The organism is Tenacibaculum sp. XPcli2-G, from assembly GCF_024124505.1.
In the GTDB taxonomy this organism is placed as follows: Bacteria; Bacteroidota; Bacteroidia; order Flavobacteriales; family Flavobacteriaceae; genus Polaribacter; species Polaribacter mesophilus.
The window spans coordinates 472,208-484,881 of sequence record NZ_JAMXSH010000001.1; the positions used below are offsets into that span (position 1 = coordinate 472,208).

General features: G+C 31.2%; 12 protein-coding genes. 4 read left to right on the forward strand and 8 right to left on the reverse strand.

All coding sequences use genetic code 11. The features are described from left to right. Positions 1 to 225 precede the first annotated feature (225 nt). A complete protein-coding gene (locus tag NH341_RS02145) occupies positions 226 to 1,086 on the forward strand; it encodes a DMT family transporter (protein WP_253055584.1) in 861 nt (286 codons plus the stop codon). Here the strand turns inward: NH341_RS02145 and NH341_RS02150 are convergent. Beyond that, complete coding sequence (locus tag NH341_RS02150) at positions 1,083 to 2,168, reverse strand: hypothetical protein (protein ID WP_047788036.1); 1,086 nt, start codon at positions 2,166 to 2,168, stop codon at positions 1,083 to 1,085. The two genes, NH341_RS02145 and NH341_RS02150, sit on opposite strands and share 4 nt — an antisense overlap. Before the next feature lie 81 nt (positions 2,169 to 2,249). On the opposite strand from NH341_RS02150, the gene NH341_RS02155 reads away from it, so the two are divergent. Continuing rightward, a complete protein-coding gene (locus tag NH341_RS02155; protein WP_253055586.1) occupies positions 2,250 to 3,164 on the forward strand; it encodes a hypothetical protein in 915 nt (304 codons plus the stop codon). Here NH341_RS02155 and dprA read toward each other — a convergent pair. Continuing rightward, positions 3,161 to 4,258, reverse strand: coding sequence for a DNA-processing protein DprA (dprA, locus tag NH341_RS02160; protein WP_253055588.1), 1,098 nt, complete (start codon positions 4,256 to 4,258; stop codon positions 3,161 to 3,163). The two genes, NH341_RS02155 and dprA, sit on opposite strands and share 4 nt — an antisense overlap. Positions 4,259 to 4,353: 95 nt before the next feature. On the opposite strand from dprA, the gene NH341_RS02165 reads away from it, so the two are divergent. Both NH341_RS02165 and NH341_RS02170 read left to right on the forward strand, forming a co-directional pair. After that, entirely contained in the window at positions 4,354 to 5,244 is an 891-nt protein-coding gene (locus tag NH341_RS02165) for an SPOR domain-containing protein (protein ID WP_173359030.1), read from the forward strand. Between the two features lie 59 nt (positions 5,245 to 5,303). Next, entirely contained in the window at positions 5,304 to 5,816 is a 513-nt protein-coding gene (locus NH341_RS02170) for an acyl-CoA thioesterase (protein WP_047788033.1), read from the forward strand. A 6-nt stretch (positions 5,817 to 5,822) separates the two neighbouring features. On the opposite strand, the gene NH341_RS02175 is transcribed toward NH341_RS02170, so the two are convergent. Genes NH341_RS02175 through NH341_RS02200 form a run of 6 tightly spaced genes read right to left on the reverse strand, consistent with a single transcriptional unit; the run spans position 5,823 to position 12,631 of the window. Beyond that, on the reverse strand, positions 5,823 to 6,857 hold the full coding sequence (locus NH341_RS02175; RefSeq protein WP_073182341.1) for an AI-2E family transporter: 1,035 nt from the start codon (positions 6,855 to 6,857) through the stop codon (positions 5,823 to 5,825). Between the two features lie 54 nt (positions 6,858 to 6,911). After that, positions 6,912 to 8,129, reverse strand: coding sequence for a murein hydrolase activator EnvC (locus NH341_RS02180; RefSeq protein ID WP_253055589.1), 1,218 nt, complete (start codon positions 8,127 to 8,129; stop codon positions 6,912 to 6,914). Between the two features lie 2 nt (positions 8,130 to 8,131). After that, positions 8,132 to 8,899, reverse strand: coding sequence for a DUF4292 domain-containing protein (locus NH341_RS02185; protein ID WP_047788031.1), 768 nt, complete (start codon positions 8,897 to 8,899; stop codon positions 8,132 to 8,134). A 20-nt stretch (positions 8,900 to 8,919) separates the two neighbouring features. Further along, positions 8,920 to 9,918, reverse strand: a complete 999-nt coding sequence (locus NH341_RS02190; protein WP_253055590.1) for a tetratricopeptide repeat protein — start codon at positions 9,916 to 9,918, stop codon at positions 8,920 to 8,922. After that, positions 9,896 to 10,912, reverse strand: coding sequence for a sugar phosphate nucleotidyltransferase (locus NH341_RS02195; protein ID WP_047788030.1), 1,017 nt, complete (start codon positions 10,910 to 10,912; stop codon positions 9,896 to 9,898). Before NH341_RS02195 ends, NH341_RS02190 begins: the two co-directional genes overlap by 23 nt. Positions 10,913 to 10,969: 57 nt before the next feature. Next, positions 10,970 to 12,631 (reverse strand): ABC transporter ATP-binding protein, encoded by a 1,662-nt coding sequence (locus NH341_RS02200; protein ID WP_253055591.1) that lies wholly within the window; start codon positions 12,629 to 12,631, stop codon positions 10,970 to 10,972. Positions 12,632 to 12,674: the final 43 nt, after the last annotated feature.

A 12,674-nucleotide genomic window follows, 5' to 3' on the forward strand; every position in this document is an offset into this window, starting at 1 on the left:
ATACAAATTTCTTTCCTCTATCGAAAAAGAAATTCACTCGATGTGACAATTAAATTCACAACTGGAAGATTGCTTCATTTCCACTTCGATTCCGCTCAGTGTCCATTCGCAATGACGAGAACAAACAAAACGTCATTTTGAGCGGTAGCGAGAAATCTCATTCAATTGAGTAACTCATCTTCTTAAGATTTCTTCCTCTGGTTGAAATGACATACATTTACCCTCATGCAAACTAACCATATAAAAAACCTTTCAGGGCTATTATTAGCTACCTTATTCATCAGTACATCGGGTGTGTTAGGTAAGTATATTGCAATGCCTTCAGAAGTTATTGTGTGGTTTCGTTCGGTGATTGCTATGGTGATTTTGTATGTCTTTTGCCGATTCAAAAAGATTGATTTAACCATACAATCAAAAAAACATTTGTTTCCTTCTTTAATGGGGGGAATTTTTATGGGTGCACATTGGATTACTTATTTCTATGCGTTAAAACTGTCCAATGTAGCTATTGGAATGTTGTCATTGTACACGTTTCCAGTAATGATTGCCTTTTTAGAACCCTTGTTTTTAAAAATAAAATTCAATCCGATTCATATTGTTTTAGGGTTGATGGTGTTGCTAGGTTTATACATTCTAGCCCCTGATTTCGATATTAAAAACACACAAGTACAAGGGGTGTTATTTGGCTTGCTTTCTGCATTGTGCTATTCTGTTAGAATTTTGATTTTAAAGCAGTATGTACAGCAATACAATGGAGTAATGTTGATGTTTTATCAAGTGGTAATAATTACCGTAACCTTAGTTCCCGTTTTATTTTTTATGGATGTTTCCGGGTTTCAAGAGCAACTCCCCTATTTACTATTATTGGCTTTGTTAACTACGGCTATCGGACATAGTTTAATGGTACATTCACTACAGTTTTTTTCGGCATCAACCGCAAGTATAATTAGTAGTATTCAACCTGTTTTCGGAATTTTGTTAGCGTTTATTTTCTTAAACGAAATTCCCACGTGGAACACGTTTATTGGTGGAAGCTTAATTTTAGCAACAGTGATTATTGAAAGTATTCGAAGTAGAAAAGGCTAGTGTAATCTTTGCTGTTGTTGAATAATGGTTTTCATACTCACATCTTCGTAATTTCTACGAACAAAAGTTAGTGCACTGTCTAAAACTTCACCCATACCATCACTATCTCTAAAATTAATATCTCCTGTAAATTCAAAAATTTCTGATTTTAATTGTTCGATATTTTTTGGTATAGAAATATTATCTGATTTCATAGCGGAAAGCAAACGATTCAATCGAGAACGAGAACCTAAAATTCTTTTAGCAACAATTGATCGCTCTTCTATTTGATATTGCTCAATAGATTCTGAAGTAAGCTTATCTCCTACCAGTTGAACGAGCTTTAAATTTTCTTTAAAAAACTGTGGATAATACACTTTAAATTTACCTTCGTAACATTGCTGGTCAAAATCTATCGGACGAATTTTATACACAACATTTTCAAAATCGTGTGTAGGTACTACTACGTAGTTATACGAACGCATATCGCCCAACAAACGAATCATACAACGCTCGTTAAATTTAACAAACTCTTTAGCTAGTTGTGCTTTTTCAATGTCTAAACAATCATCTAAATAATCATTGATGAAAACATCACCAGGAATTCCTGATATATGCTCTTCTATCAACGTGTCTTCATATACCAAAAAGTTTAGGTTGTAAGGAGATAAAATATCCTCTAACTCTAGTCCGTAAATACGAGAAGCATCGGTTTTCTTTACGTAAAAATAGGTGTAGTTATCATTTAAAATATTTCGAATTTTTATACGAAAAGGTTTAGAGTTACCAAACGTACAAAAATCGATAGCATCAACATTTAAATGCTTAATACTGGCGTCAGAACCGTTAGAGTGTAAGATATTATATACTTTTTTTAGGTATAAATCAATTTCAGCCCGCTCAAACTCATTATAAAAAACGCGTATCCATAAGGTATCATTATCGTGTTTATCATACACAGCAACCGAACCTTGAAAACGCAACAAATCATCATAAAAAATAGGAATTTTTATAGTTCTGTTATGTCTTTTTAAGTAGTTTCCTAGTTTTTTGGTAACAGGAAAAGCTGGTTTTTTTTGTGATATGAGTTTATATTCTGACATTAAGAAGCTTATTTTTTCAAAGATAATTCAATTTATTTTTTTGGAATAATATTTGTTGATTCTTAACAAAAACTACTTACTATGAAAAGCCATAAACTTACGATTCCAAAACCATGTTTTGAAGATTGGAATGCTATGATACCTAATGAAAAAGGAAAGTTTTGCAGTTCTTGTGCTAAAACTGTAGTTGATTTCACTAAAAAATCAACAAAAGAAATCAAAGATTATTTAGCAGCTAATAAAGGACAACGAGTTTGTGGTCACTTTTACAGAAAACAACTAGATAGTATTGTAATTCAGTTACCTGAAACAACTTTTCACCAACCGTTAACATTTCAAAAATCATTTATCATATCATTGCTTTTTGCAATGGGAACCACCTTGTTTAGCTGTAAAACTGATACTGGAAAAACGCAAAAAATAGAAAAGATTGAAATAATTGATTCTATTCCTAAAATTGAAATAGCAATTGATTCTTTAAACGTTGATAAAGACACTGTTGTTCAACAAAACAAACGCAAAATTCCACCGCCACCTTCAACAACGGGAATATTTGTTGTAGAAGACACGAAAATGAAACCCTTGGTTCAAAAAGACAGTATTCCAGAAGTTATAATTATGGGAGATGTTATTGAAGGAGAAGTTGTAATGGAATACAATGAACCGTATTCATTTTTTCAAGTTGATATTAAACCAAAGTTTAAAAACTCAAAGGTTAGCTTTGAAGAAGACATCAATAAGTTTCTTAAGGAAGAAATGAATAAAGGTTTACTTGAAAAACTTGAAGTAAAGAAAAAGGGGGAGAAAGCGTATACTCAATTCACAATAGATACAATAGGTAATATTTCTAACATAAAAACAAGAGCTATAAACCGAAAAGTAGAAGAATGGATAATTAAATTTGTTGAAGATTTACCAGAGCTAATACCTGGACAGGTAGACAGAAAAAATGTAAATGTGCGATATACATTACCAATTACTTTTGAAGTAGATTAAACTTCAAACATTTTTCCGGGTAAAGGTTTTATAACCCCTTTTAATTCCATTTGAACCAAAATAGAGGATAGTTGATAAGTAGGAAGATTACAATCTAACGCAATAACATCTAACAACTGTTTACCATTTTGTTGTAAGTAATTGTGTATTTTTTGTTCGGTTTCATTCAAATCAACAAAAAGCTTGTTTTGAATAGGTGCCGAGGCTCTCGGCAGATCCCAATTAAGCATTTTTACAATATCTTCAGCAGAGGTTAATAAATGTGCTTGATTGTTTTTAATGAGGTTGTTACAACCTTTGCTATATATATCGGTTGCTCTACCCGGTAGCGCAAACACATCACGATTGTACGAATTGGCAATATCAGCAGTAACTAACGACCCTCCTTTTTTAGCAGATTCAATAATAATGGTTGCTTTAGATAGCCCAGCTACAATACGATTTCGTTTTAAAAAGTTTTCTCTCATAGGTTGCTCATCGTGCCAAAACTCGGTAATAAAACCACCATTCTCATTTACTTGATGAATATATTTTTTATGTGTTTTTGGGTATACTTCATCCAATCCGTGTGCTAAGACAGCAATAGTTTGCAGGTTGTTTTTTATTGCAGCTTTGTGTGCGCAAATATCTACTCCATAAGCAAAACCACTTACAATTATAGGATTGTATTCTTTTAAGTCTTTAATAAGTTGATTGCAGAAATCGCGTCCGTACGAACTCATTTTCCGAGTTCCTACAATCGAAATAATTTTATCATTGTTTAAGTTGAGGTTGCCGTCTTTAAAAAGTAAGATTGGAGCATCAATACAATGTTTTAGCTGTTGCGGATAATTGTCATCTAAAAAATAAGAAAAAGTAGTGTTGTTTTGTTGAATATAATACAGCTCCTCCTCTGCTCTTTTCAGGTTACTTTCATCAAAAAGATATTGAGTTACATGAGTTCCTATCCCGTTAATTTTATGGAGTACATTTTTCTTCTCTAAAAATACTTGTTCAACACTTCCTACAGAGGTAATTAGCCTTTTTGCCAAAATATCACCTATGTTTTTAGTTGCTTGTAAACGTAAAATAGCAAGTAATTTTTCTGTATTCATGATAGCAATAATTTGAGTATCAATATACAAAAAACTGTTGATAAAAATTACAAGATTACTTGAAAGTAATTCACTAAAAAACTATATTTGTTATTATGACATTAGCCAACTACATTAACGATTTATTATATAGATACGATTGCGTAATTGTTCCTAATTTTGGAGGATTTGTAACCAATAAAATTGGTGCTAGAGTAAATACAACTACTCACACTTTTTATCCGCCAAAAAAACAACTCACGTTTAATGCATATTTACAGCATAATGACGGTTTATTGGCAAATTATATAGCTTCGAGTAAAAATATTTCTTTTGAAGAAGCTACTGCTTTTATTGCAGAGGAAGTTGCACAATGGAAAGAAAAGTTAGCAACAGCAACTGTTACTGTTGCTTCTGTAGGAAGCTTGTCATTAAACGAGGCAAAACAAATTATTTTTGAACCAAATCCATCAAGTAACTTTTTAAAAGAATCTTTTGGATTAGCTGAGGTTTCAACACCTTCTGTAGAAAGAATAAAAGAAGTAACAATTAAGTCATTACCTACTACTAAAGAAAACAGAAAAACAATTCCGTTGTATTTAAAAAGGACTGCTGCTGCAGCTGTTTTTGTAGGAATTGCCTATGTGGGTTGGAATGGTGTTCAAAATCAACAACAAGTATTAGCAAATCAAGAAGAAGCTGTTGAGAAGAAAATTCAATCAGCAACTTTTGTAATAGAGAATCCGTTACCAACAATTAACTTAAACGTTAGTAAAGAAGATAGAAACTTTCATATCATAGCTGGAGCTTTTCAAGAAGAGCATAATGCTGAAAACAAATTAACAGAGTTAGAAGATAAGGGCTATGATGCTTCTATTGTTGGAAAGAACAGATTAGGCTTAACTCAAGTAGCTTTTGCAAGCTATGCAACTAAAGAAGAAGCTAGAAAAGCTCTAGAAATTATTAAAGAATCTGTTAGCGAAGACGCTTGGTTGTTGGTTAAATAAACTACATTTATTTTAGGTAGATTTTTTTGTTGCTGTATCTTTGCATCAAAATTTAATTGATGAGAGCAAAATCACCAAGAGAATCGTTAACTGTACTTACCGATTTAGTTTTACCAGGAGAAACAAATTATTTAGATAACCTTTTTGGAGGAGAGTTATTAGCTCGTATGGATAGAGCTTGTAGTATTGCTGCACGCCGTCATTCGAGAAGAATTGTAGTAACAGCCTCTGTAAATCACGTAGCCTTTACCAAATCGGTACCTGTAGGAAGTGTGGTTACCTTAGAAGCAAAGGTTTCACGTGCTTTTAAATCGTCAATGGAGATTTATGTAGATGTTTGGATTGAAGATCGTCAATCGGGTGAAAAAACGAAGGTAAATGAAGGAATTTATACGTTTGTTGCTGTTGATGAAACAGGAAAACCAGTACCAATTCCTCAAATTGAACCAGAAACCGAATTAGAGAAACAACGTTATGAAGCTGCATTACGTAGAAAGCAATTAAGCTTAGTTTTAGCAGGTAAAATGGATCCTAAGGAGGCTTTGGAGTTGAAATCTATTTTTATGGATTAAAATCGTTTATATGTCATCAACATTGCCATTTTCTGATAGAAAGATGGCAATGTTTTTTGTTTTTTCAAACTGAGAGAAAATAATAATCATAATTACTGTAATTGGTACCGATAATATCATACCAGTTATTCCCCAAATTTCTCCCCAAACAGCTAAAGAAAGTATTGTTACAAGTGGGCTTAAGTTTAGCGACCTTCCAAAAACTTTTGGTTCTACAACATTACCAACAATAACTTGAACGGCTCCTACTGCTATAGCAACAATTAAAAAAGGAGCAAACTCTCCAAATTGTATTAGGCAAAAAATAGCAGGAAAAGCAGTAGCTACCAATGAACCAATAGTTGGTATATAATTTAAAAGGAAGATTAAGAAAGCCCAAAAAGGAGCGCCATCTACTCCAACCATTAATAAAATAAAGTAGCTTAAAACACCTGTTAGTAGGCTTACATATGTTTTTAATCGTAAGTAATTAGAAATAGAGGTTTCTACTTTTTTTAAAATTGCTTGAAAACCTTTTGAATTCTCTGAGGTATCTAAAAAAACCTTTTGTAACTTTTTTTTAAAGTTACTTTCCTCTAAAAAGATAAATAAAGCATAAATTATTATCATAAAGGTATCACCGAGCAAGCTGCTGATTCCGTTTGCGATATCACCTAAAACAGAGCCATAGTCAAAATCTCCAATAACAGATTTAAGTGATGTAACAATATCTATATGAAAGTAAGCATTAAAACGCTTTATAATAGCATCAATATTTGGTTCATATTTTGAATATGATGTGGTTAAGTTTGAAATACTATTTGTTATAATTTCAGAAATAAAACCAAAACCAAGTATAATTAATGTAAATACAAAAACATTACTTAACCAAAATGGAATAAATCGTTTTGCAAAAGGTATTCTATATATTGTTTTTCGGATTTCACGTGTTAAAAACCAAAAAATAATAGCAAAAATAAAAGGAATTAAAATCCCTTTGCCAATGACTAATGTTGCAATAATTGCTACAGTTACAATAATAAAGTTTGATGCGTTTTTCACACGTTTAAATTTGGTTACAATTTAAAAATAAAATTTATAACTGTTTTAATGGTGTTAAGAACGAATCCATTGTGCAGGGTTCAATCGGTTTCGGTCTTTATACAGCATAAAACTAAGTTGTGTTTTACCTGTTACTTTGTTAGTGAATACTTTTCCTAGTTTGTCGCCAGTTTTAACAGCATCACCTTTTTTTACATAAACTTCTTTTAACTTATTGTATGCAGAAATATAGTTACCATGTTGTACTAAAACTGATTTTCTTCCATCAGGATGTAATTGAATAACTAAAACTTTTCCGTTAAAAATACTCTTTACATCGGTATTTGCTTTGGTTGCAATGTATAACCCGTGGCTATTGATAGTAATTCCAGGAAATGTAGGGTGTGGTTGAACTCCATATTTTCGTGTAATAACACCTTTAACCGGCCAAGGTAAATTACCTCTATTTTGCTCAAAGTTAGCAAGTAAAGCTTTTTCTTCGGCATTTAAAATAAAACCAGAGCTTTTGGTTTTACCTTTTGTAGTTTTTTTGCCTTTGTTTGCTTTAGCAATAGCATCTCTAATTAACTTATCAATTCTGGCAGCAATTCTTTTTTCTTCTCGTTGTTTCTTTTGTAAATCGCTTTTGTATTTTTTCTCTTCCTTTTTAATTTTTGAAATTAATTGCTCTTGATTTTTCTTATCGTCTTCAATTTCTTTTTTCTGACTTTTCTCGTCAGAAAGTAACGCTTCTTTTGATTTTTTTTGCGCAGTTAACGAGTCGTTTAGTTGTTCTACTTCTTTCGCTTTAACTATAATTTCTTCTCCTTGTTTTTTTCTGTAATCTTTATATTGTTGCATGTATTTTAATCTCTTATAAGCTTGATAAAAGCTTTCTGAAGACAATAAAAACATGGTTTTACTTTGTTGCGATTTACTTTTGTAAGATTTAACGACCATATCTCGATAGTCATTTTTTAATTTTTCTAGCTCGTCATTATATTTTTTTAATTGCTGCTCGTTTGTATTGATCTCTTTAGAAAGTAATTTTGTCTCTAACTCAATAGTTTCAATTAAACGCTCTCTAACACTTATTTTTTGGTTTAAGTCTTTTAAATCGTCTAAAGCACTAGTCTTTTTTTTCTTTGTTGTGAACAAAAGATTATTAACTAGCTCTATTTCATTTTTAAGTTTCTTTCGCCTATTTTCAAGCTCTTTCCTACTTTGAGCAAAAGAAGAAATTCCTACAAAAAATAGGCATAAAAAAGAGATGTAAAAAATAGGGTACTTCATAATTATAATTGAATTTCTTTATAACCGTTAGGGATATTAAAACTTACATTTAACTTAGTGTTATATTCTACTGAACGAGTTGTAATATCAATAATAGTAAACTTATTTTTTTCTTTAGCTCTTATGTTAATTTTTTCAGGAAAAAAGGTAGTGTTTTTCTTATGATATTTTGGATAACTAATGTCTAAACGTTGGTCTTTTAACGAGTTTACTATTAATTGCTTGTTTAGTTTAAAGTGTTTAGGGTTTACATAAAAAAATAAGTCGAATAAAGTAGGTTGTTTTTTAGGAGACAATTGATATGATTTTTCTTGAATTTGAACTTCTTGACGTTCAGATTTTACATCCATCAACGCCTCACCTAATAACATGCTTTGTAACTGTTTAAAATTAATATCGGTTCCTAATAATTTTTTTAGCATCATAAAATCTCCATCAAAGTAGCTTTTTTCATATGGAGAGTAAAATTGCACTTTGGTAGGAGTGATTTTAGCTTTAAAAATAGAGATGATTTTGGTTCCTTTCAACCAAATAACTTCGTCTTTTTTAATCTTCATTCTTACTGAAAAGCCTAAACTTTCTTTATTGTTTTTGTAATTAACTTTTAAACGAGCATCTACCGTTTTTTTGTCAAAATTTGAGGCAATGTGTTTTTTAGCTACTTTGCGTGCCGATAATTCTTTAATAACGACATCACCAGTAACGTTTTTGGTAGATTTACATGAAGTTAAACCTAAAAATAATATAAGTAATAAAGTGGTGTATTTCATAAATTTTATACTAACGAAACCTATTTTAAAATTTTTTCAGCTTTGTTTTTATAAGAATTGGCTTTTTTAACATCATTCAATCCTTGGTAAGCTTTAGATATTTCTAAGTAAAATTTAGCTTCTATTTCATTATTGTCAATAACAAAATCAATGCCGTTCTGTAAGGTTTCTATTGCTTTTTTATAATCTTTATTGTTATTAAACGCTTTTCCGTTCATTAAATATACAAAAGGTTGCGCAGGAAAAAGAACTAAACCTTGTTCACTGTATTTTAATAAGTCAGTATCATTGTTTGCGGCCAACTTATCTAGTAACGTTTTTAAATTGGTATAAGATTTTTCTTTTTCAAAAAGTGATTTTGGATCAAGGTTTTCAGTGATTTTTTTGGGTTGTGCCTCGGTTGTTTTTCGAGCATTTATTTTTCTTTCAATAGAGCGAAGTCTGGCATTTAATAATTTAGCTTCCTTTAACTCTGCCAACACTTTTTTAGCAGAGGTAACATCTTTGTTTTGGAGATGTAAAAAAACAAGTAATTGTTTTTTCTTTGGGTTTGTTGTAGCTATTTTTTGTTGCGCAATAATAGCATCATCAAAATTGGCTAACTTTCTTAAAATAAAAACTTTGTGTTCAAGCATCCAAACATTATTAGGTTCTATTTCTAAAGCTAAATCAATATAAGATAGGGCTTCAGGGTTTCTACCTAATTTTTCATAGTTTTTAGAAAGTTCAAATAAAACAGCTTTATTATTTGGAAGTATTCTGTTACACTCTTCTAAATTTTGTATAGCTTTTTGGTAATTAAAAATAGCTTTGTTTGAAAGCGCTTTAAAAAAATATTGTTGAAATTCAATATTGTTTTTTTCAGCAATGTTGATTGATGCTGGAATGCTATCTTGAGCGTTTAGAAAGTATGAAAAGAAGAGAAAGAAAAAAGACAGTATTGCTTTAGAAAAAAACTTTTTTTCTCTCTTCTCTCTTCTCTTTTCTATTGAGTTTTTATGTAAGTTCTGTATAATCACCTATACTTACCGATGTATAATTAGCATTGTATTTTGCATGGTTACCAACCATAGCATTATCTAAATTGGCATTTGAAATATGCACGTTTGTTTGAATTAAAGAGTTAGTAATTGTTGAGTTTTCAACAACACTGTTTTCACCAATTGAAACAAAAGGACCTATTTTGGTGTTTTTTAACACTACATTTTTTCCAACATAACAAGGTTGAATAATTTCAGCGTTCTCTAATACAACGTCTTCAGATACTAAATTGTTGCCGTCTGCTTGTTCAAAGCCTAAAACTTGTTTGTTGGTATCTACTGTAGGGTCTTTCTTACCGCAATCCATCCAAGTATTTACTTTTCCAGGAATAAACTTGGCTCCTTTTACTTTTAAAGCTTCTAGAGCTTCTGTTAGTTGATATTCACCAGAAGGTCTGATATCATTATCAATTAAATATTTTATCTCTTCTAATAATTTATCAGCATCTTTAAAATAATAAATACCAATAATGGCTAAATCTGAGACAAATTCTTTTGGTTTTTCAACAAAATCAGTAATAAATCCGTCTTTTAATTTTACTACACCAAAAGCACTAGGATCTTCTACTTGCTTCACCCAAATAGCCCCATCAGCGTTAGCATCTAATGTAAAATCAGCCTTAAATAAGGTATCGGCAAAAGCCACCACACAAGAACCTCCTAATGATTCTTTAGCACAATAAATAGCGTGAGCAGTTCCTAATGCTTCTTCTTGTACGTATACAGAACCTTTTGCTCCTAAGTTTTCGGCTATTTTTATTAATTTATCTTTTGTATCTGCAGGAAACCCTTTAGAAGCAGGTCCAATTATAAAAGCAATTTCCTCTATAGGTTGATCTACAACAGAAGTGATATCTTCCACTAATCGTTGTACAATTGATTTACCAGCAATAACTGTTAATGGCTTAGGAGTTGTTAATGTATGAGGTCTTAAACGAGACCCAATTCCTGCCATTGGTACTATAATCTTCATATTCTTTCTTTTCGTTTTTAACGGTGCAATATACCATTAATAACGCAGTGAAAAAAGTTACAGCCCTTTTGGGATGGCTTCTATTAAAGTTTGGGTGTATTTTGTCTTTGGATGTTGGTAAATTTCGTCAGCATCAGCTATTTCTTCAATTCTACCCTTGTTCATTACAACTAATTGATCTGCCATGTATTTTACCACAGATAAATCATGAGAAATAAATATATAAGTAAAATTAAATTCTGTTTTTAATTGATTCAATAAGTTTAATACTTGTGCTTGCACTGATACATCGAGTGCAGAAACCGATTCGTCACAAATAATTAGTTTTGGTTGTAGAGCTATAGCACGAGCAATTCCTATACGTTGGCGCTGTCCGCCAGAAAATTCATGTGGGTAACGATTAAAGTGAGTTGCTTCTAAACCTACTTTTTCTAATAGGTTGCAGACATATTCTTTTCGCTCTTTATTAGAATTTAAAATGTTATGAACTTTCATCGGTTCTAAAATAGCATCACCAACAGTAATTCTTGGATTCAATGAAGAAAACGGATCTTGAAATATAATCTGAATTTCTTTTCGAAGTTTTTTAAAGTCTTTTCTCGAGAGTTTAGTAATATCTTTTCCGTTATATAGAATACTTCCCGAAGTGGCTTTTTCTAGTTGTAAAATAGTCCTACTTAAAGTGGTTTTTCCACAACCACTTTCTCCTACTAGTCCTAAAGTTTCACCTTTATAAATCTTAAAAGAAACGTCATTCACGGCTTTTACAACAGTTGGTTTTGAAAACCATGAAGCATTGCTGATAAAATCTTTATGCAAATCAATAATTTCTAACAACGGAGGTTTATTATATATTGTTTGATGAAAAGCAGTGCGCTCCTCATTTGTATACACTGTAGAGTTTATAGTTTCATTAATAAAATCGTTAACTGTAGGTAAAGTTTTTAATCGTTTTTCTGTATTTGGTTTTGAGTTGATTAAAGCTTTTGTATAACTTTCTTTTGGGTGTAAAAAAACATGATTAGCACTTCCCTTTTCTACTATTTTTCCTTTATGCATTACCACAACAGAATCTGTAATTTCAGAAACCAATGCTAAATCGTGTGAAATAAAAATAATTCCCATTTCAAACTCTTGTTGTAGTTCTTTCAAAAGTAAAATAATTTCTTTTTGTACGGTTACATCCAATGCTGTTGTAGGCTCATCAGCAATAAGTAATTGTGGCTTGCAGGCAATTGCCATAGCAATCATCACACGTTGCTTTTGCCCGCCACTTATTTGATGAGGATACGAATCGTAAATAGTTTCAGGTCTGGGAAGTTTTACCTTTGAGAATAAGGAAATAACTTCCTCCTTAATTTCTTGATTAGATAATTGTGTATGCTGTTGTAGCATTTCAGCAACTTGAACACCACAAGTTAATGTAGGGTTCAGAGAACTCATAGGTTCTTGAAAAATCATGGCTATTTGGTTACCACGTATTTTTTGAAAATCTTGCTCATTAAAACCCAACAAAGATTGTTTGTTAAAAAGTATCTCCCCTCTTATGGAAGCAGTTTTAGGAAGTAATCCTAAAATAGCTAAAGAACTTATTGATTTTCCACTACCGCTTTCACCAACAATTCCTAGTATTTTGTTTTTTTGAAGGCTAAAAGAAACTTGTTGAACTATGGGTAGAGAGTTTTTAAAGGATATTTCTAAATCTTTAACTTGAAGCATTAATTATAAATTTTAATAAAAATACGATTAATATTTCCATTTT